This is a genomic window from Streptomyces sp. NPDC001194 (assembly GCF_042896985.1).
Lineage (GTDB): Bacteria > Actinomycetota > Actinomycetes > Streptomycetales > Streptomycetaceae > Streptomyces.
This window is the reverse complement of sequence record NZ_JBIAXU010000004.1, coordinates 24,756-43,981: the sequence shown is the minus strand read 5'-3', so window position 1 is coordinate 43,981 and position 19,226 is coordinate 24,756. Positions and strand designations below refer to the sequence as shown.

At 74.0% G+C, this 19,226-nt stretch carries 18 protein-coding genes; 9 read left to right on the top strand and 9 right to left on the bottom strand.

Annotated features, from left to right (window positions below; all coding sequences use genetic code 11):
• Positions 1–268 precede the first annotated feature (268 nt).
• Positions 269–1,402: a hypothetical protein gene (locus ACFY1T_RS11325; protein ID WP_390787939.1), complete on the top strand. Its 1,134-nt coding sequence runs from the start codon at positions 269–271 to the stop codon at positions 1,400–1,402.
• Positions 1,403–1,787: 385 nt separating this feature from the next.
• A complete protein-coding gene (locus ACFY1T_RS11320) occupies positions 1,788–2,888 on the top strand; it encodes a phosphotransferase family protein (protein ID WP_390787938.1) in 1,101 nt (366 codons plus the stop codon).
• Positions 2,889–2,915: 27 nt separating this feature from the next.
• On the opposite strand, the gene ACFY1T_RS11315 is transcribed toward ACFY1T_RS11320, so the two are convergent.
• Complete coding sequence (locus ACFY1T_RS11315) at positions 2,916–3,359, bottom strand: hypothetical protein (protein WP_390787937.1); 444 nt, start codon at positions 3,357–3,359, stop codon at positions 2,916–2,918.
• A 217-nt stretch (positions 3,360–3,576) separates the two neighbouring features.
• Between ACFY1T_RS11315 and ACFY1T_RS11310 the strand changes: the two genes are divergently transcribed.
• The 4 genes from ACFY1T_RS11310 (at position 3,577) to fxsA (ending at position 7,507) form a co-directional block, all read left to right on the top strand.
• Complete coding sequence (locus ACFY1T_RS11310; protein ID WP_030162595.1) at positions 3,577–4,017, top strand: Lrp/AsnC family transcriptional regulator; 441 nt, start codon at positions 3,577–3,579, stop codon at positions 4,015–4,017.
• A gap of 66 nt (positions 4,018–4,083) precedes the next feature.
• A complete protein-coding gene (locus tag ACFY1T_RS11305; RefSeq protein ID WP_390787936.1) occupies positions 4,084–5,718 on the top strand; it encodes an amidohydrolase in 1,635 nt (544 codons plus the stop codon).
• 325 nt (positions 5,719–6,043) lie between these two features.
• Entirely contained in the window at positions 6,044–6,844 is an 801-nt protein-coding gene (locus tag ACFY1T_RS11300) for a polyprenol monophosphomannose synthase (protein WP_390787935.1), read from the top strand.
• 69 nt (positions 6,845–6,913) lie between these two features.
• Complete coding sequence (gene fxsA / locus ACFY1T_RS11295; protein WP_390787934.1) at positions 6,914–7,507, top strand: FxsA family membrane protein; 594 nt, start codon at positions 6,914–6,916, stop codon at positions 7,505–7,507.
• A 116-nt stretch (positions 7,508–7,623) separates the two neighbouring features.
• On the opposite strand, the gene ACFY1T_RS11290 is transcribed toward fxsA, so the two are convergent.
• From ACFY1T_RS11290 to ACFY1T_RS11280, 3 genes are all read right to left on the bottom strand, one after another.
• Positions 7,624–7,998, bottom strand: a complete 375-nt coding sequence (locus ACFY1T_RS11290) for an RNA polymerase-binding protein RbpA (protein ID WP_007262928.1) — start codon at positions 7,996–7,998, stop codon at positions 7,624–7,626.
• 335 nt (positions 7,999–8,333) lie between these two features.
• On the bottom strand, positions 8,334–9,716 hold the full coding sequence (locus tag ACFY1T_RS11285) for an MFS transporter (RefSeq protein ID WP_390787933.1): 1,383 nt from the start codon (positions 9,714–9,716) through the stop codon (positions 8,334–8,336).
• 57 nt (positions 9,717–9,773) lie between these two features.
• A complete protein-coding gene (locus tag ACFY1T_RS11280) occupies positions 9,774–10,544 on the bottom strand; it encodes a glycerophosphodiester phosphodiesterase family protein (RefSeq protein ID WP_390787932.1) in 771 nt (256 codons plus the stop codon).
• A 194-nt stretch (positions 10,545–10,738) separates the two neighbouring features.
• On the opposite strand from ACFY1T_RS11280, the gene ACFY1T_RS11275 reads away from it, so the two are divergent.
• Positions 10,739–12,241: a PLP-dependent aminotransferase family protein gene (locus ACFY1T_RS11275; protein ID WP_390787931.1), complete on the top strand. Its 1,503-nt coding sequence runs from the start codon at positions 10,739–10,741 to the stop codon at positions 12,239–12,241.
• Positions 12,242–12,297: 56 nt separating this feature from the next.
• On the opposite strand, the gene ACFY1T_RS11270 is transcribed toward ACFY1T_RS11275, so the two are convergent.
• Positions 12,298–13,992: a hypothetical protein gene (locus ACFY1T_RS11270; RefSeq protein WP_390787930.1), complete on the bottom strand. Its 1,695-nt coding sequence runs from the start codon at positions 13,990–13,992 to the stop codon at positions 12,298–12,300.
• Positions 13,993–14,040: 48 nt separating this feature from the next.
• A complete protein-coding gene (locus ACFY1T_RS11265; RefSeq protein WP_030162614.1) occupies positions 14,041–14,235 on the bottom strand; it encodes a hypothetical protein in 195 nt (64 codons plus the stop codon).
• 304 nt (positions 14,236–14,539) lie between these two features.
• On the opposite strand from ACFY1T_RS11265, the gene ACFY1T_RS11260 reads away from it, so the two are divergent.
• Positions 14,540–14,962: an ankyrin repeat domain-containing protein gene (locus tag ACFY1T_RS11260; protein ID WP_390787929.1), complete on the top strand. Its 423-nt coding sequence runs from the start codon at positions 14,540–14,542 to the stop codon at positions 14,960–14,962.
• A gap of 344 nt (positions 14,963–15,306) precedes the next feature.
• Positions 15,307–16,704, top strand: coding sequence for a HEAT repeat domain-containing protein (locus ACFY1T_RS11255; protein ID WP_390787928.1), 1,398 nt, complete (start codon positions 15,307–15,309; stop codon positions 16,702–16,704).
• Between the two features lie 208 nt (positions 16,705–16,912).
• Here the strand turns inward: ACFY1T_RS11255 and ACFY1T_RS11250 are convergent, their stop codons facing one another.
• Genes ACFY1T_RS11250 through ACFY1T_RS11240 form a run of 3 tightly spaced genes read right to left on the bottom strand, consistent with a single transcriptional unit; the run spans position 16,913 to position 19,154 of the window.
• Entirely contained in the window at positions 16,913–17,785 is an 873-nt protein-coding gene (locus tag ACFY1T_RS11250; protein ID WP_390787927.1) for a biotin-dependent carboxyltransferase family protein, read from the bottom strand.
• Complete coding sequence (locus ACFY1T_RS11245; RefSeq protein ID WP_390787926.1) at positions 17,782–18,399, bottom strand: allophanate hydrolase subunit 1; 618 nt, start codon at positions 18,397–18,399, stop codon at positions 17,782–17,784. The genes ACFY1T_RS11250 and ACFY1T_RS11245 overlap by 4 nt, the downstream gene beginning before the upstream one ends.
• Positions 18,396–19,154 carry a LamB/YcsF family protein gene (locus ACFY1T_RS11240; RefSeq protein WP_390788288.1) on the bottom strand — a complete coding sequence of 253 codons (759 nt, stop codon included), beginning with the start codon at positions 19,152–19,154 and terminating at the stop codon, positions 18,396–18,398. Before ACFY1T_RS11240 ends, ACFY1T_RS11245 begins: the two co-directional genes overlap by 4 nt.
• Positions 19,155–19,226 lie beyond the last annotated feature (72 nt).

Genomic DNA, 19,226 nt, shown 5'->3' with positions numbered 1-19,226 from the left:
CGTGTCCCAGGGGTCTCGAGCGTCGTCATACCGGGCCAACGCGTCACCGACGCACGGGTAACCGCCCCCGCCCTCCGGGTATCCGTTCGAGATGTCCCCGGCGCGGCTTTCCGCGGAGCTCCCGAGGCGGACCCGGAGCGCGGCGTCCGACGTGGCCAGGCGTGGCCAGACGTGCCGGGCTGTCAGGGAGTGCCAGAAGTCTGGCCCCGGGCACCGTATCTGACGTACCGTCATATCCACCGGAGCCCGCCGCCCCAGGAGGTTTGCCATGCCCGCGGACCGACCCGTACCCCTCGACGAATACCCCGTCCACCAGGCCCCGTTGTCGATGAAGCACCTCGTCACCGGCGACCGGAACGCCTACGACCGCTGCATCTTCCACGTCTTCGACCACGCCGGCCGCGCCGTCCTCATCCTCGGCCTCGGCGTCTACCCCAACGCCGGGGTCATCGACGCGTACGCCACCCTGCGCACCGGGGACGAACTCCTCGCCGTCCGCGCCTCCGACGCCCTCACCGACGACCGGATGAACCTCTCCGTCGGCCCGCTGCGGATCACCGTCGACGAACCCCTGAAGCGGATCACCCTCCGGTGCGATCCCGACCCCGCCGACCCCGGCGGGCTCTCGTACGACATCACCTGGACCGCCGGGTTCCCCGCCGTCTGGGAGCCCCACCACGTCCAGCGGCGCGGCGACCGCCTCATGCTCGAAGGCCGCCGCTTCGTCCAGGCCGGCCACGTCACCGGCACCATCCGCGCCAAGGGCGAGGAACACACCCTCACCCCCGGAGAGTGGACCGGCACCCGCGACCGCAGCTGGGGCGTGCGGCCCATCCCCGGCGAGGAGGGAGGCCGCGCCGCCGAGGAGCACCGGCCCGAGGGCTTCCACTGGCTCTGGATCCCCGTCCGCTTCGAGGACCGCTTCCTCATGGTCATCGCCCAGGAGGAAGCCGACGGCCACCGCACCCTCAGCGAGGCCCTCCAGGTCTTCCCCGAGGACAGCGGCCGGCGGGACGTACAACTCGGCTGGCCCCAGACCGAGATCCGCTACCGCCCCGGCACCCGCCACCCCGAGAGCGCCGTCGTCCACCTCTCCGACCCGGCCCGCAAACCCCTCGAACTCGGCGTCGAGATCCTGAACTCCTCCCCGCTCGCCGTCGGCGCCGGCTACCCGCCCGCCGCCGACTGGCAGCACGGCACCTGGCAGGGCCGCGGCTGGACCGACCGCCGCGTCTACGACCTCTCCGACCCCGCCGCCCACCCCATGGCCGCCTTCGGCGTCACCGACCACTCCGCCCGCTTCACGCTCGACGGCCGCACCGGCTTCGGCATCTTCGAACACGGCAGCTTCGGCCGCCACGACCCGAGCGGCTTCGCCGACTACGGCTCCGTCGCCCCCTAGGGCGTGTCCGCAAAGTCCCGCCTGCGACGCCCGGCACGCGCTCTCGGCGCACCGGGCGAAATCCCGAGTACGTCCAGTACAAGGGCTTCCGCCCGGCACGCCGAGAGCACGCACCGGACGCCGCGGGACCGCCCTCCGGGCGGCCGCCGCTACTTTGCGGACACCCCCTAGGGCGTGTCCGCAAAGTCCCGCCTGTCCCGCGACGCCCGGCACGCGCTCTCGGCGCACCGGGCGAAATCCCGAGTGCGTCCAGTACAAGGGCTTCCGCCCGGCACGCCGAGAGCACGCACCGGACGCCGCGGGACCGCCCTCCGGGCGGCGCCACTTCGCGGACACCCCCTAGGCGCGCGCCCCGTACCCGAGTCAGAAGAAGGAAGGGGAAGTCATGGCAGCACCGGCACCACGCCCGCGCACCTCCACCCGCGAACCCGAGGAACTCGGCCGCCGCCTCGCCGCCTGGCTCCACGCCGAGCTCCCCGGCGCCGAGGTCACGGGGATCCGCGTCCCCGCGTCCAACGGCATGTCCAGCGAGACCCTGCTCTTCGACATAGAGCACCCCGACACCCCGGTCCGCGCCTGCGCCCTGCGCCTCGCCGCCGACCCGGCCGCCTACACGGTGTTCCCCACCTACGACATGCCCCGCCAGCACCGCGTGATGAGCCTGGTCGGCGCCCACACCGACCTGCCCGTCCCGCGCGTGCTGTGGCTGGAGACGGACCCCGGGCCGCTCGGCGCGCCCTTCTTCGTCATGGCCCGCGCCGAGGGCCGGGTCCCGCCCGACGTCATGCCCTACACGTACGAGGGCAACTGGCTGCACTCCGCGAGCGACTCCGAACGCGCCGCGCTCCAGGAGGCGAGCATCTCGCTGCTGGCCCGGCTGCACGACCAGTTCCCCGCCAAGGAGGCCGAGTTCCTCCTCCCCGAGGGAACCGGAAGCCCGCTGCGCCGCCACGTGGACGCCCAACGCGCCTACTACGCCTGGGTGGTCGACGGACTCGCGCCGTCCCCGCTGCTGGAGCGGGCCTTCGAACGCCTGGAGGAGCTGTGGCCCGACGACGAGGGCCCGGCCGTCCTCAACTGGGGCGACGCACGCATCGGCAACGTCGTCTACGAGGCCGGCGGATTCGAACCCGTGGCCGTCCTGGACTGGGAGATGGCCGCGTACGCCCCGCGCGAGGTCGACCTCGGCTGGACCGTGTACCTCCACCGCTTCTTCCAGGACCTGACCGTCGGCTTCGGCCAGAGCGGCCTGCCGGACTTCCTGCGCCGCGACGACCTGGAGCGCCGGTACGCCGAACTCACCGGGCACACCCCGCGCGACATGGAGTTCCACACCCTGTACGCGGCCCTGCGGCACGGGATCGTGATGCTGCGCATCGCCTACCGGCAGGCGCACTTCGGCGAGGTCGAGATCCCCGCGGATCCGGACGGCCTGATCCTGCACCACGCCAGCCTCCGGGCGATGGTGCGGGGAACGTACTGGTAGATCCGGCGGGCGCGGCCGGGAAGGCCGTCAGGCGGCCTGCGCGTGCTGCCGCATCTGCGGCAGCAGCGTCGGCGCCGGCATCCGCACGGGACGCGAACCGGGGCCGCCGACGTGCGAGAAGGGCTGCGTCCGCCAGTCCAGGCCCTGCGGCAGGTCCAGCAGCACGACCTCCAGCTCCTGGGGCTCGCCCTGGCCCGTGCCCACCGTCGGCAGCGCGTCCGAGGCCGGGCGGCCCGTACCCGCGCACACCGTGAGCCCGAACGGGTTCCACGGGGTCAGGCAGAGCGCGTGCTCCGGCAGGTACTCCTCGTCCGCGACGAGGGCGATCGACTGGCCGCAGTCGGGGCAGATCGCGTGGTGGATCTCGAAGCCGTCGAACCCGTCGGCGTCTTCGAGGTACTCACCGTCCTCGGCGTCGACGAAATCGAGGGGCTCCGGTTCGGTGCGACCGGCGCGCTTGGTGTTCAGCATGGATGTACTCCCCCTTGGGTGGGCCGGGCGGGCAGTTTCCACGGCCTCGGCCACAGCAAGCACTTCCCGCCGCGCGGCACGAGTAACCACAACATCCCGCCGTACGCCTGCATACCCCTGTGGCCTTGGTCACATGCCCGCCGCAGGTGCCACTTGTGGGCGGACAGCACTGTGCCTGGAGTGCCCTTGGGCCTTAGGTTGAGCGGCTATGAGCGCAATGGAGGAGCTGGACCGCCAGATCGTGGATCTGCTCGTACGGGACGGGCGGATGAGCTACACGGATCTGGGCAAGGCCACGGGACTGTCCACATCGGCCGTCCACCAGCGAGTACGCCGTCTGGAGCAGCGCGGAGTGATCCGCGGGTACGCGGCCGTCGTCGACCCCGAAGCCGTCGGCCTGCCGCTGACGGCCTTCATCTCGGTGAAGCCCTTCGACCCGAGCGCGCCGGACGACATCGCCGACCGGCTGGCCGGAGTACCGGAGATCGAGGCCTGCCACAGCGTCGCCGGCGACGAGAACTACATCCTGAAGGTCCGGGTCGCGACCCCGCTGGAGCTGGAGGACCTGCTGAGCCGCCTGCGCGCCCTGGCCCACGTCTCGACCCGCACCACGGTCGTCCTCTCCACCCCGTACGAGGCCCGCCCGCCCCGGGTGTGACGCCTTTCGCGCCGGGTATCCGGGGGCGCGGTCGAGGCGGGTCCGCGGACCCGCGAAACTGACTGCATGACCGACCGCACCGCCAGTTCCGCCGACGCCGCCGGAGCCCCCGCATCCGAACGGACCGTACTCCTGCGCGGGGGCGAGGTACACAGCCCCGCCGACCCCTTCGCCACCGCGATGGTCGTCGAGCGCGGACACATCGCCTGGGTGGGCTCCGAAGGCGCCGCCGACGCCTTCGCACAGGGCGTCGACGAGGTCGTCGACCTCGGCGGGGCGCTCGTCACCCCCGCCTTCACCGACGCGCACGTCCACACCACCTCCGCCGGCCTCGCCCTCACCGGCCTGGACCTCACCGGCGCCGCCTCCCTCGCCGACGCCCTGCGCCTCGTCCGCGCGTACGCCGGGCGCCGTCCCGCCGACCGGGTGCTCCTCGGCCACGGCTGGGACGCCTCCCGCTGGCCCGAGCGCCGCGCGCCCCGCCGCGAGGAGCTCGACGAGGCCGCCGGCGGCCGACCGCTCTACCTCAGCCGCATCGACGTCCACTCCGCCGTGGTCACCACCGCCCTGCTCGACCTCGTACCGGCCGTCTCCGTCCGCGGCGACGAGCCGCTGACCCGCGAGGACCACCACGCCGTCCGCCGCGCCGCGCTCGCCGCCGTCACCCCCGCCCAGCGCGCCGAGGCCCAGCGGGCCGCCCTCGACCGGGCCGCCTCCCTCGGCATCGGCTCCGTCCACGAGTGCGGCGGCCCCGACATCTCCTCCGCCGAGGACTTCGCGGACCTCCTGAACCTCGCCCACGAGCGCCCCGGCCCCCGGGTCTTCGGCTACTGGGCCGACCGGGACCTCGAACAGGCCAAGGCGCTCGGCGCCATCGGCGCCGCCGGCGACCTCTTCGTGGACGGCGCCCTCGGCTCCCACACCGCCTGCCTGCACGCCCCGTACGCCGACGCGGGGCACACCGGAACCGGCTACCTCGACGCCGCCGAGGTGGCCGAGCACGTCGCCGCCTGCACCGAGGCGGGCCTGCAGGCCGGCTTCCACGCCATCGGCGACGCCGCCCTCACCGCCGTCGTGGAGGGCGTGCGGGCCGCCGCCGAGAAGGTCGGCCTCGCCCGCGTCCGCGCCGCCCGGCACCGCGTCGAGCACGCCGAGATGATGACCCCCGCCACCATCGCCGCCTTCGCGGACCTCGGCCTCACCGCCTCCGTACAGCCCGCCTTCGACGCGGCCTGGGGCGGCGAGGAGGGCATGTACGCCGACCGGCTGGGCGCGGAGCGCGCCCGTACGCTCAACCCCTTCGCCGCCCTGCTCAAGGCCGGTGTACCGCTCGCCTTCGGCTCCGACGCCCCCGTGACCCCCTTCGACCCCTGGGGCACCGTGCGGGCGGCCGCCTTCCACCGCACCCCCGAGCACCGGATCTCCGTACGGGCCGCCTTCACGGCCCACACCCGGGGCGGCTGGCGGGCCCTCGGCCGGGACGGCGCGGGCGTGCTGGTGCCCGGAGCCCCGGCCGACTACGCGCTGTGGGAGACAGCCGAACTGGTGGTCCAGGCCCCCGACGACCGGGTCGCCCGCTGGTCCACGGACCCCCGCTCCGGGACCCCCGGACTGCCCGACCTGACCCCCGGCCGCGATCTGCCGGTGTGCCTCGCCACGGTCGTCGGCGGGCGGGAGGTATTCGTACGGCCACAGGGGTGATCCGGTCGGCCTCGGTTCGGTACGGGCGCTCGGACCCGGATAGGTTCGGCCGGGTCCACCACCGGACGTCCGTACCGGGCGGCGCCGTCTGCTCAGCGCGCCCGCGCCTCGGGGGCGAGGGAAGGTTTCGCCGGGACGGGGGTCCCCCCTGCTCCGCAGGAGCCCGGGGGAAGGTGGCCCGGCCGGGGCCCGCGGTCCAGTAGACAACGGTCACGGCGACCCGCAGCCAGCGGGAGTCCGACCGGCCCGAAGGACCGCGGGCCCCGGCCACTGTTCTAAAGTCATCCTCTGAGACAGGACGTACAAGAACACGAAGGCGGACCCAGTGAGCGACGGCGGACAGCGAGGGCACGGACCGCTCGGCACGGCCTTGGTGATCATTCCGACCTTCAACGAGGCCGAGAACATCGGACCGATCGTCGGGCGTGTGCGCGCCGCGGTGCCCGAGGCCCACATCCTGGTCGCGGACGACAACAGCCCCGACGGCACCGGCAAGCTCGCCGACGAGCTGGCGGCCGCCGACGACCACGTGCACGTGCTGCACCGCAAGGGCAAGGAGGGGCTCGGCGCCGCCTACCTGGCGGGCTTCGCCTGGGGCCTGGAGCGCGACTACGGCGTCCTCGTCGAGATGGACGCCGACGGCTCCCACCAGCCGGAGGAGCTGCCCCGGCTGCTCACCGCGCTGGCCGGGGCGGACCTGGTCCTGGGCTCGCGCTGGGTGCCCGGCGGCCGGGTGGTCAACTGGCCCAAGAGCCGCGAGTTCCTCTCCCGCGGCGGCTCGGTGTACTCCCGTCTGATGCTGGACGTCCCGATCCGCGACGTGACGGGCGGCTACCGGGCCTTCCGGCGCGAGACCCTGGAGGGGCTGGGCCTGGACCAGGTGGCCTCCGCGGGCTACTGCTTCCAGGTCGACCTGGCCCGCCGGGCCGTACGCCAGGGATTCCGCGTCGTCGAGGTGCCCATCACCTTCGTCGAGCGTGAGTTCGGCGACAGCAAGATGAGCAAGGACATCGTGGTGGAGGCCCTGTGGCGGGTCACCCAGTGGGGGCTCAAGGCCCACGCGGCGAAGCTGACCGGCCAGGACAAGCCCAAGGGCACGGACGCCGGCCCGACCAGGACCCCGTAAACCCCCTAGGGGATGTCCGGTACCTCCGGCTGAGGCCGCTTTTACGCCACCCCAGGCACACTGGATGGTATGACGACCGGCGTTCCCCTTTCGACGGCCCCGCGGCGGCGCTCGCGCGGCCGCACCTTCCTTCCGCTGGCGGTCGCCGCCTGGCTGATCCTGGAGATCTGGCTGCTGAGCCTGGTCGCAGGCGCGGCCGGCGGTCTGACCGTCGCCGCGCTGCTCCTGGGCGGGATCGTGCTCGGTGCCGTGGTCATCAAGCGGGCCGGGCGGCGCGCCTTCAAGAACCTCGCGGACACCTTCCAGCAGGCCCAGCAGGGGCAGCAGCCCGCGCCCGGGGCGAAGCAGCAGCGGGGCAGCGGCAACGGCCTCACGATGCTGGCCGGCCTGCTCCTGATGCTGCCGGGCCTGCTGTCCGATGTGGCCGGCCTGCTCCTCCTGCTGCCGCCCGTCCGGGCGTGGACGGGCCGCCGCGTGGCCGGCTCCCTGGAGCGCCAGATGGCCGCCGCCCCGGCGGGCAGCTTCGGCGATGCCTTCCAGCAGGCCCGCATCCACCACCCCGACGGCAAGGTCGTCCAGGGCGAGGTCATCCGCGAGGACGGGCCGCAGCAGCCGCCGCAGCCGGGCCCCGACGCCGGGTACCGGCCGCCGCTGGCCCCCTGAGCCACGTACGGAACAAGCCCGCGTACCGGAACAAGCCCGCGCACGGAACAAGCCGAGGGCCCCCGCCACAGTTCGTGGCGGGGGCCCTCGGGTTCGTTCTACTGGACGTCCGGCTGTCAGGCGGACTTGCGGCTGTCCCGCGGATGCACGGCAATGTTCATGGCGCCGGAACGCAGGACCGCCAGCCTCTCGGCCAGCACTTCCTCCAGTTCCTCGCGGGTGCGCCGCTCCATGAGCATGTCCCAGTGCGTTCGCGCAGGCTTGCCCTTCTTCTCTTCGGGCCCGTCCCCGTCAACCAGGAGTGCCATGGCGCCGCACGCCTTGCACTCCCACTCCGGCGGAATCTCTGCCTCAACCGAGAACGGCATCTCAAATCGATGTCCGTTCTGGCATGCGTACTCCACCGCCTGGCGCGGGGCCAGATCGATGCCGCGGTCCGTCTCGTAGCTGGTAACCACGAGCCGCGTACCGCGGAGAGCTCGCTCACTCATGAATCGTGCCTCCCGGGCTTGTCGCCCACAGGACAGGTGTCGCTGTCGTCGTCATCCGGTCAACGTCCGGTCGGCGGTATAGATTCCCGCTCCGGGTGATGCGTCGCCCGTCGTGCCGCCCCTTGTTGTACCCACCAGTGCCCGTTTTGTCACATCTGGCAGCAGATGTCACCCAACGTCTTCAGTTCTTTAGCGCGCAGTAACGGTCCGGCTGGCAGGCCAAAGGCGTACACTACCGGCCCTTCGCTTCAACGTCGAAATCCGTTCGGAATTCGTATGAAGATCCGGGTCGTGCCCGCCTCCGAACCTCCCGCCGACCCGTCCGCCGGATCCGCTCAGATCCGCTCGGGAACAGGATTCCCCGCCGCCTCCACCGCGCGCCGCACCGGCACTCGCGCCAGCAGCACGAAACCCAGTGCGAAGAAGACCACCAACGAGATGATCGCGTCCCGGTAGCTGCCCGTGACCTGGTACGTGATCCCGAACACCAGCGGCCCGACCCAGCTCACCCCGCGGTCGCTCATCTCGTACGCGGAGAAGTACTCCGCCTCCTTGCCGGCCGGCACCAGGTGCGAGAACAGCGAGCGCGACAGCGCCTGGCTGCCGCCCAGAACCAGTCCGATCATCGACGCGAGGGCGAAGAACCACACCGGCGCGCCCGCCGGCAGGAAGTAGCCGGCGGCCAGGGTCACGGTCCAGGCCACCAGCGACCCGAGGATCGTCCTCTTCGCGCCGTACGACACGGCGAGCCGGCCCATGGCCATCGCGCCCGCCACGGCGAGGATCTGCACGAGCAGCACCGCCGTGATCAGCGTCGAGTCCTCCAGCCCCAGCTCCTGCTTGCCGTAGACGGAGGCCTGCGAGATCACGGTCTGGATCCCGTCGTTGTAGACCAGGTAGGCCAGCAGGAACGACAGCGTCAGCGGGTGGCGCCGCATGTCCTTCAACGTGGCGACGAGCTGCTTCCACCCCGACCCGGCGGCCGCCGCATGGTCGGCACCCGGGCGGATCACCGCCCGGTCCCGCAGCCGGCGCAGCGGGATGATCGCGAACGCCCCCCACCACAGGCCCGCCGAGGCCAGGCAGATCCGCACCGCCGCGTCCTTGGAGATCCCGAACGACTCGTGCGACTGGAACAGGACCAGGTTCAGGATCAGGACGAACGCACCCGCCGTGTAGCCGAACGCCCAGCCGCGCGAGGAGACGGTGTCCCGCTCGTGCGGCTCCGCGATCTGCGGCAGGTAGGAGTTGTAGAGCACCATCGACACCGACATCGCGGCGTTCGCCACGATCAGCAGGACCCCGCCGAGCAGGTAGCGGTCGCCGCCCAGCAGGAACATCGCGGTGGTCGCCGCCGCGCCGGTGTACGCCGCCGCGGCGAGCAGCGGCTTCTTGCGGCCCGTACGGTCCGCGGCCGCGCCCACCAGCGGCATCACCAGCACCGCGACGATCACCGACACCGAGACGGCGTACGCGAAGAACGAGCCGGACCGCACCGGAATGCCCAGCGGGTGGACATAGCCCTGCGCGTCCTGGGCGGCCTCGGCCATCGTCGTCAGGTACGGGCCGATGAACACCGTCAGCACGGTCGAGGAGTAGACCGAGCACGCGAAGTCGTAGAAGTACCAGCCGTGCTGCTGGCGCTTTCGTTCGGCCGCGCTCGGCGCCGGCTCCTCCGGCGCGGTCCCCGCGCCCTGTTCAGTGGTCTCCGCACTCACCGGTGCCCCCTCGTTCCCGTCCGGCAGGTGAAGGGCGGACGCGGCGGTCCCGGCAGGTCAGGCCCAGGCTCCGCGCTGGTCCAGCACCGTGCGCAAGATGTCGATCCGGTCGGTCATGATGCCATCCACACCCAGGTCGAGGAGAGCCTCCATACGTTGCGGTTCGTTCACGGTCCACACGTGGACCTGCAGGCCCCGTTCGTGGGCCGTCTTCACGAACCGGCGGTCGACCACGCGGATGCCCGCCTGGGTCTCCGGGACCTGCGCCGCCACCGCCCCGACCCGCAGCGCGGCCGGGATCGCGTACGAACGCAGCCGCAGGCCGAGCACGCCGCGGACCCCGTAGGAAGTCGCCAGCCGCGGACCGGCGATCTTCTGGGCCCGGGCCACCCGGCTCTCCGAGAACGAGCCCACGCACACCCGGTCCCAGACGCCCGCCCGCGCGATCAGGTTGACCAGCGGGTGCAGGGCCGACTCGGCCTTGACGTCGATGTTCCAGCGGGCCTCGGGGAACTCCTCCAGGAGCTCCTCGAACAGCGGCAGCGGCTCGGTGCCGGCCACCCGCGCCTCGCGGACCCTGCTCCACGTCAGCTCCGCGATCCGGCCCTGCCCGTCGGTGACCCGGTCGAGGGTGGAGTCGTGGAAGGCGACGAGCTTCCCGTCGGCGGTGGCGTGCACATCGGTCTCGAAGTACCGGTACCCCGCGTCGGCCGCCCGCCGGAAGGCCGCGGCGGTGTTCTCCAGCCCGTCCGCGGCACCTCCCCGGTGCGCGAAGGGGATCGGAGCCGGGTGGTCCAGATACGGATGGCGAAGGCGTACGTGCGTCACCCGCCGCAGTATGCACGGTGTGCCCCGTGGGGAGTGAGCGGCCGGGCGGCGACGCGGTGGCCACACGGTGAACGCCGTGGCACCCCCTGGTCCGGGTGGACCCCGGCATGACAGGCTGTGGGGGCGCAGGCAAGCCAATACCGGCCCCACAGCGGTTCGGACGGGGCCAATTCGACGAAGGTGGACCGGACAGCATGGCAGAGTGGACTTCGGCGGTGGGTGCCGCACAGCTCGCCCGTCTCATCACCTCCCAGCAGGAGCGCCCCGGCGTCCCCGGGACGCGCAAACCGCCCGCGTACCGCACCCTGGCCGACGGCATCCGGCTGCTCGTCCTCGAAGGCCGCGTCCCCGTCGCCGCGCGCCTGCCCGCCGAGCGGGAGCTGGCCGTCTCCCTGTCCCTCTCCCGCACCACCGTCGCCGCCGCGTACGAGGCGCTGCGCGGGGAGGGCTTCCTGGAGTCCCGCCGCGGCGCCGGCAGCTGGACCTCCGTGCCGGCCGGGAACCCGCTGCCCGCCCGGGGCCTGGAGCCGCTGCCGCCGGAGTCCCTCGGCTCGATGATCGACCTCGGCTGCGCCGCGCTCCCGGCCCCCGAGCCCTGGCTCACCAAGGCCGTACAGGGCGCGCTGGAGGAGCTCCCGCCGTACGCGCACACCCACGGGGACTACCCCGCCGGGCTCCCCGCGCTGCGGCGGATGCTCGCCGACCGCTACACCGAGCGCGGCATCCCCACCATGCCCGAGCAGATCATGGTCACCACCGGGGCGATGGGCGCCATCGACGCCATCTGCAGCCTCTTCGCCGGGCGCGGGGAGCGGATCGCCGTCGAATCCCCCTCCTACGCCAACATCCTCCAGCTCATGCGCGCCGCCGGAGTGCGGCTCGTGCCCGTCGCGATGGCCGACGGACTGGCCGGCTGGGACATGACCGTGTGGCGGCAGGTGCTGCGCGACGCCGCGCCGCGCCTCGCGTACGTCGTCGCCGACTTCCACAACCCGACCGGGGCGCTCGCCTCGGACGACCAGCGCCGCGCCATGGTGGAGGCGGCCCGCTCGGCCGGCACCGTGCTCGTCGTCGACGAGACCATGGCCGAGCTCCGGCTGGACCCGGAGGTGGAGATGCCGCGGCCGGTCTGCTCCTTCGACCCGGCCGGATCCTCCGTGATCACCGTCGGCTCCGCCAGCAAGGCCTTCTGGGCCGGCATGCGGATCGGCTGGGTCCGCGCGGCGCCCGACGTCATCCGCAGCCTCGTCGCGGCCCGCGCGTACGCCGACCTGGGCACGCCGGTGCTGGAGCAGCTCGCGGTGAACTGGCTGATGCGGACCGGCGGCTGGGAGGAGGCCGTGCAGATCCGCCGCGACCAGGCCCGGGAGAACCGGGACGCGCTGGTCGCCGCGATCCGCCGGGAGCTGCCGGACTGGGAGTTCGAGGTGCCGCGGGGCGGGCTGACCCTGTGGGCCCGCGCGGGCGGGCTGTCCGGCTCCCGGCTGGCCGAAGTGGGGGAGCGGGTCGGCGTACGGGTCCCCTCGGGGCCGCGGTTCGGCGTCGACGGCGCCTTCGAGGGCTACGTGCGGCTGCCGTTCACCGTGGGCGGTCCGGTGGCGGAGGAGGCCGCGATCCGCCTTGCGGCCGCCGCCCGCCTGGTCGGCACGGGCGCGGCCGGCAGCGCCGCGGAACCCCCGCGCACGTTCGTGGCGTAGCCCCGGGGACCTGGGACCAGGGCCTCAGGGGCCCACCGGCCCAGGCGTCCAGCGGCTCAGGGACCCACCGGCCAGGGGCCGCGGGCCGGCGGTGTCTCGGCCGGCGTCTCCTCGGCGTCGTCGAACTGCTCGAACTCCGCTAGCTCCTCGGCGTCGATCGCCGGGCCCTGTGCCCGGGCCGGCGGCTGGACGATGTGCAGCGCCTTGGCCGGCGCCACCCGCCCCGGGCCGCCCGGGCCCGGCAGCTGCCGCCCCGGCAGCAGCTCCAGCACCGCCTGGCGGTGTCCCGGGTGCGTGGCGTCGTCGTACGGGTCCGGCGTGGCGGGCACCTGCAGCCGGTGCACGGGACCCGTGCCGAGCCGCGCGTAGCCGCGCCCCGGCGGCACGTGCGCCGTCGGCGTGGTGTGCGGGGGCAGCCCCAGTACGTCGGTGATCTGCTGGGTCGCGGCCGGGCCGAGCACGATCCGGGCCCGGGTGTGCTGCCAGACGGCGTCGTTCAGCAGCTCCAGGTGGTCGAACTGCTCGGCCACCACGACCGTGACGTGCGCGGCCCGCCCGTGCCGCAGCGGTACCTGGAGCTGGGAGAGGGGGTCGGGACCCCCCTCGGCCGTCGCGAGGTGCGCGAGCACGCTGGGCCGGTCCAGCAGGATCCACAGCGGCCGCCGGGTGTCCTCGGGCGCCGGCCTGCCCGCTTCGCGGGCGCGGTGCGTGGCGATCAGCCGCCGCTCGGTCTCGCGGGCGGCCCATTCCAGCGTGGCCAGGGCCCCGGCCGGACCGCACTCGACGGCCAGCACGCCCGTACGCCCCGTCAGGCAGGCGAACTCCCCGCTGCCGCCGCCCTCCACGATCAGTACCTCGCCCCCGTGGTGCAGCGCCTGCAGGGCGATCGAGCGCAGCAGGGAGGAGGTGCCGCTGCCGGGCCGGCCGACCGCAAGCAGGTGCGGCTCGGTGGAGCGGGGGCCGGTGCGCCAGATGACCGGCGGCACGTCGCGGGCCTCGTCGTCCTCCAGGACCGGCAGGGTGCGCTGCACGGTGCCGGCGTCGGTGAAGCCGAGCACGGTCTCCCCGGGAGAGGTGACGAACGGCTGGGCGGCGATGCCGGTCGGCAGCGGCGAGAGCACCGTCAGGTCGAGCTGGTTGCCCTCCTCGTCCCAGTCGAAGAGGTACTCCCTGCCGCGCCCGGACTTGGCGTGGAGCAGGGTCTCGATGCGGGCCCGCGAGGCGGGCTCGCCGTCGGTGAAGTAGGCGGGGTAGCGGATCCGGAGCCGGGTGACGCGGCCCGCCTCGTCGAAGGCGTAGCCGCTGAAGGCCTTGTCCCACTCCCCGCCGTGGGCGAAGAGCGGGTTGGGGTCCTCGGCGATGGAGAAGTACGGCACGAGCGCCTCGTAGAGGGCGCCGAGCCGCTCGGTCTCGGCCTCGCTGGGCCCGGTCTTCACCGGGGTCCGGTCGCGTCCCCGCCAGGCCGCCGCCGCCATCAGGGTGATCAGGGCGAGCAGCGGGCCGTACGGGGCGAGCGCGACCACGAGGACGCAGGCGGCGCCCAGGAAAAGCGCGGGACCACGCTTGTCCTTGGGGGTGTCGGCCCATTTGCGCCGCCCGGCCGCGGCCAGGATGCGCAGGCCGCGCCCGATGACGAGGAGCGGATGGAGGACGTCCGTGGCGCTGTCGGCGGCCGTGCGAGCAAGGTCGCGGCCCCGTGCCAGCGACGTGGTGCCGTTGCCGAGGATGCGGGGGAGCGGGCGCCGGGCCACGGTCGTCTCCTGGAGTCGTGTAGTGCGGACGGTGTCGTGGGGGCGGCGCTAGAGCTTGATCCCGCCGAGGAGGCTCGCGAGGCTCGCGGTGCTCGCCGTGATGCTGGGGGCGATGGCGGAGCCGGCGAGGAAGAAGCCGAACAGCGCGCAGACGAACGCGTGCGACAGCTTCATCCCGTCCTTCTTGAAGAAGAGGAAGGCGATGATGCCGAGCAGGACGACGCCCGAGATGGACAGGATCATGAGAAGTTCTCCTGGTGGGTGGGGACGGTCACCAACAGTTGTTCCAGGCTCACAGGAAGTATCAATGCGATAAAAGGTGCATACGGGTGAATCCAGGCTTTTTTCACTTGCCCGGCGCAGTCCGGCTGGCGCGTCCGCCGCGAACCGGGGCCGACCGTGATCCTTGCCTCGGTCCGGCCCCCGTATGTGCAGGTCCGGGCGCTACCCTGGCGATTCACCCGTACGGTCGCAGTTCCCGTACGCCCCCCTGCCCGCCCGGCCCGGGGAATCTCACGTCAACAGCGAGTGGAAGGCGGTACGACAGATGAGCGAGCACGGGCCCACCCAGGGCGGCTCCCAGGGCGCTCCCGACGAGGACGTCATCGAGCTGGCCACCAAGATCTTCGACCTCGCCCGGCAGGGCGAGACCGAGACGCTCACCGCGTACCTGGACGCCGGAGTGCCGGCCAACCTGACGAACGACCGCGGCGACACCCTCGTCATGCTCGCCGCCTACCACGGCCACGCGGCCACCGTCACGGCCCTGCTCGCCCGCGGCGCGGAGGCCGACCGTGCCAACGACCGCGGCCAGACGCCGCTCGCCGGCGCCGTCTTCAAGGGCGAGGAGACCGTCATCCGCGCGCTGCTGGCCGGCGGCGCGGATCCGACCGCCGGAACACCCTCCGCCGTGGACACCGCCCGCATGTTCGCCAAGGCCGACCTGCTGGAACTCTTCGGAGCCGAGTAGTCCGTTTTTGCCCGTGACCTGGCAGGGTCCGATCGGTCCGCCACCTCACGGAATGGTCACGGCGGCCGTAAATGTGGTCGCGGTGCACAAACCGGCTGGGTCATCATGGCGACGGATTCGATTCGCGGACACGGCGGACGGGCAGGAGCGGGCAGGACACGTCGGGTGTCCGGACCCACCCCCTGCACAAACCCGGCCGACGTGGTCGCGGAGCACCGACGAGAGTGAGAAGGCAATGGTCTACATCGAGCGGAACATGACGGCGGACGTCCTCACATGCTGTTACGCGGCCCTGTGAATCCCGATTCCCGGTTGCGTCCCCAGCTTGATTTGAGGCCATTCCCATGTTCGAACCAGTCATAGCGCCAAGCGGCACCCTGCTCGGGCTCCTCCAGCGGGGTCGCGGCGACGGCACGCTGCACGCCCTCGCGGCGCCCCGGGCGGAGGCCCTCACGGCCCTCAACCAGTGCGTGGTCAGCGACCCGCGCCAGGACTGGCAGGTCGAGAACCGCTCGCTGTACTACGCGCGCCTGTACTTGGATCTCGACGGCCCCCTCGGCACGATCGAGAGCCACCTCTTCAGCGCCGACGACCTCGTCGACGACACGGACCACCGGACCGGCCTCGCCCTGTCCGTCCTGGGCCACCTGGCCTCGTACGGCCGCGACGACGCGCTCATGCTGCTGCGCCGCTACGCCGCCTCGGGGTCCAACTGGGCCTGGGCCCTCGACGAGCTCGCCCTGCGCGACGACGACGAGGGGCTGCGCGGCCTCGCCGCGCCCGTGCTCGCCAGGTTCCCGGACGACGCCGAGGGCGGGGCGCGGCTGGCCGCCGCCGTCCGCGACGCCTACGAGCCCCGGCCCTGGTGTCTGTGGGAAGAGTCACCCGAGTACGGCGACCGCCTGCGCGCGGCCCGCCAACAGGGCTCCTTCGACCGCTGGCAGCGCCAGCTCACCCCGAACGGGCCCCGCCCCGGCTGGGGGGTCCAGGCCGTCTTCGACTGGGCCGCCGACGGCTTGCGCCGCGGCACCCCGCTGCACGTACCCGCCGCCCGCTGCCTCGCCGCCGTCGCGGCGCCCGAGGACCGCTCCGCGATCCTCGCGGCCGCCGCCGGGGCGGGCGGCGAGGCCGCCCGGGCCACCGCCCTGCACCACCTGGTCCTCGCCGAGCCGGAGAACCCGGCCGTACTGGACCTCATCGAAGCCGCCGGGGACGAGCCCGCCGTGGCCGCCTACGAGCGCATGTGCGGCCCCGCGGCCGTGGACCGGGCCCGCCAGTGGGTCCACCGCCCCGACGCCCTGGGCGCGGCCGCCGCCGCCCTCCTGGCCGCCCGGGGCGGAGCCGAGGACACCGCACTCGTACTGGGCGCCCTGCGCTCGACGGTCCGCGGCTCGGGACCGGACGCCCAGCGGCTGTTCACCCTGGTCGACGGGGCCGGCCGGCTGTCCATCGGCTGCGCGGCACCGGTGCTGCGCCACATCTACCGCGAGACGGCCTCCTCCCACCTGCGCGGGCGCGCGGCCCGCGCCCTGGCCAGCACGGACCCCTCCTTCGCGGCCGGCTTCGCCGTGGAATGCCTCTGGGACTGCGAGGAGACCACCCGCGAGGTGGCCGCCCACCACGCGGAGACCGCGGACGCCCGGGTCGCCCCGCGCCTGCGCCGCCTGGCGGCCGACCCCGCCGAGGAAGAGGACGTCCAGTCCGCGGTACGCAGCCGGATCGCCCCGGAATCGGCCGTGTAGCCGCCCTTCGTGCACACACCCGGCCCGGCCCCCTGACGAGAGGGGGCCGGGCCGGAGTCCGTCCGGCCGCGTCAGGGCTCCCGCGCCCGGGCCGTGCGCCCGGTGCCCCCCGCGCCGGTTCCGCTCGCGCGCGCGCTCCGCCTCCCGCGTCCGGGGACCCGGCCGGCCCCCCCTCACCCGGTACGCGGCCGGAGCCCCCGCGAACGTGTCATCGGGCCCTCACGAACCTCACCGGCACCCCCGGCCGGGCCTGGGCCGCCGCGTCGAGGGCCGGACCCGCGGGGACCACGCCCACCACCGGGTAGCCGCCCGTCACCGGGTGGTCCGCCAGGAAGACCACCGGGAGGCCGTCCGGCGGGACCTGCACCGCGCCCAGGACCATGCCCTCGCTCGGGAGTTCACCGCCGCGGGCGCGGACCAGCCGGGTCCCGGCCTCGGTGCGCAGGCCGATGCGGTTCGACGCCGGCGAGACCCGGAACTCCGCACGCCACAGGGCCGCGATCGAAGCCGGCTCGAACCAGTCCGCACGCGGCCCCGTCCGCAGCGGCAGCACCAGCTCGCCCGGCGCCCCCGGCAGGGCCGGCACGTCGGTCCAGCGGACCGGATCCGGACCGGCCGGGCCCACCGGCAGCACCGTCCCGGCCGTCAGGACGGGCGGTCCCAGCCCCGACAGCAGGTCCGTCGAGCGGCTGCCCAGGACCGGCTGCACGCGGAAACCACCCCGCACCGCGACGTAGCCGCGCACCCCCGACTCCGCCCGGCCGACCTCCAGCTCCGCCCCGGCCCGAAGCCGTACCGGCGCCCCCCAGGCCACCGCGCGGCCCGACACCCGTACGGAGCACGGCGCTCCCGTGACCGCCACGGTCACCGGGGCCAGCGCGAGCAGGGCGACCCCGTCCAGCGTGGTCTCCAGGGCGGCCGCGTCCGCCGGGTTGCCCAGCAGGCGGTTGGCCAGCGCGTGCGCCCCCGCGTCCAGCGCGCCCGATCTCGCCACCCCCAGGTGCGCGTATCCGGGTCGCCCCAGGTCCTGGACGGTCGTCAGCGCCCCCGCCCTGAGCACCCGCAGCGCCGCGCCGCTCACCCCGCCACCTCCTCGAACCGCACCCGTACCCCGGGCGCGAACAGCGCCGCCGGCTCCCGCTCCGGATCCCACAGCACCGCCTCCGCCGTCCCCACCAGCTGCCAGCCGCCGGGGGAGGAGCGCGGGTACACCCCCGCGTACTCGCCGGCCAGCGCCAGCGAGCCCGCCGGGACGGCCGTACGGGGCGTGGCCCGCCGGGGCAGGTGGAAGCGCTCCGGCAGCCCGGTCAGGTAGCCGAATCCCGGTGCGAACCCGCAGAAGGCCACCCGGAACACGGTGTCCCCCACGACCTCGGCCACCTCCCGCTCGGCGACCCCCCACAGCCGGGCCACCTCCGCCAGGTCCGGCCCGTCGTACCGCACCGGGACGGTGACCAGCGGCCCCTCGGTCTCCGCGAGCGGCGGCACCTCCCAGCGCGCGATCCGCTCCGCCAGCGCGCCCGGCTCGCGCACACCGTCCAGCAGCACGGTCCGCGCGGCCGGCACGAGGTCCCGTACGGCGCCCAGCTCGCCCGCGTCCCGCCGCCGGAGCAGCTCCGCGTGGAGCGCCGCGACCTCCGCCGCCGAGTCCAGCTCGATCAGCAGCGCCTCGCCGCCCACGACCAGCGGCCTCACGCGAAGGCCTCCACCCGGACCCCGGCGGCGCCCAGCGCCCCGCGGACGCGCTGCGCGAGCCCGGCCGCCCCCGGGGTGTCCCCGTGCAGGCACAGTGAGCGCGCCCGCAGCGCCACCGAGGAGCCGTCGGCGGCCGTCACCGCCCCCTCGGCCGCCATCGCGACCGCCCGGGCGACCACGGCCTCCGGGTCGTGCAGCACCGCCCCCGGCTCGCCGCGCGGCACCAGCGTCCCGGCCGGTGTGTACGCCCGGTCGGCGAAGGCCTCCGGCACGGCCGTGAGCCCCGCCGCCCGGGCGGCGGCGAGCAGCAGCGAGCCCGGCAGGCCCAGGACGGGCAGGCCCGCGGCCCCGGCCGCCAGCCGGACGCCGGCGATCACCGCGCCCGCCTGGTCGGCGTCGTGGACCGTCCGGTTGTAGAGCGCACCGTGCGGTTTCACGTACGACACCTTGGAGCCTGCCGCCCGGGCGAAGACCTCCAGCGCCCCGATCTGGTACGCCACCTCGTCGGCGAGCTCTCCCGCCGGCACGTCCATCGAGCGCCGCCCGAAGCCCGCCAGATCCCGGTACGAGACCTGCGCGCCGATCCGTACGCCCCGCTCCGCGGCCAGCTCGCAGACCCGGCGCATGATGGACGGGTCCCCGGCGTGGAAGCCGCAGGCCACGTTGGCGCTCGTGACCACGGACAGCAGGGCCTCGTCGTCGGTCAGGGTCCAGCGCCCGAAGCCCTCGCCCAGATCGGCGTTGAGGTCGATCAAAGGTGCGATCATGGAAACCATGCCGTGAGCGTAGAACGTGGCGGCGCGCAACAGTGCGCGTCCGGCCCGACC

Coding starts and splice junctions, on each gene's coding strand:
- ACFY1T_RS11325 (WP_390787939.1), top strand. CDS start 269: ATGCCCGCGGACCGACCCGTACCCCTCGACGAATACCCCGTCCACCAG.
- ACFY1T_RS11320 (WP_390787938.1), top strand. CDS start 1,788: ATGGCAGCACCGGCACCACGCCCGCGCACCTCCACCCGCGAACCCGAG.
- ACFY1T_RS11315 (WP_390787937.1), bottom strand. CDS start 3,359: ATGCTGAACACCAAGCGCGCCGGTCGCACCGAACCGGAGCCCCTCGAT.
- ACFY1T_RS11310 (WP_030162595.1), top strand. CDS start 3,577: ATGGAGGAGCTGGACCGCCAGATCGTGGATCTGCTCGTACGGGACGGG.
- ACFY1T_RS11305 (WP_390787936.1), top strand. CDS start 4,084: ATGACCGACCGCACCGCCAGTTCCGCCGACGCCGCCGGAGCCCCCGCA.
- fxsA (WP_390787934.1), top strand. CDS start 6,914: ATGACGACCGGCGTTCCCCTTTCGACGGCCCCGCGGCGGCGCTCGCGC.
- ACFY1T_RS11290 (WP_007262928.1), bottom strand. CDS start 7,998: ATGAGTGAGCGAGCTCTCCGCGGTACGCGGCTCGTGGTTACCAGCTAC.
- ACFY1T_RS11275 (WP_390787931.1), top strand. CDS start 10,739: ATGGCAGAGTGGACTTCGGCGGTGGGTGCCGCACAGCTCGCCCGTCTC.
- ACFY1T_RS11265 (WP_030162614.1), bottom strand. CDS start 14,235: ATGATCCTGTCCATCTCGGGCGTCGTCCTGCTCGGCATCATCGCCTTC.
- ACFY1T_RS11260 (WP_390787929.1), top strand. CDS start 14,540: ATGAGCGAGCACGGGCCCACCCAGGGCGGCTCCCAGGGCGCTCCCGAC.
- ACFY1T_RS11255 (WP_390787928.1), top strand. CDS start 15,307: ATGTTCGAACCAGTCATAGCGCCAAGCGGCACCCTGCTCGGGCTCCTC.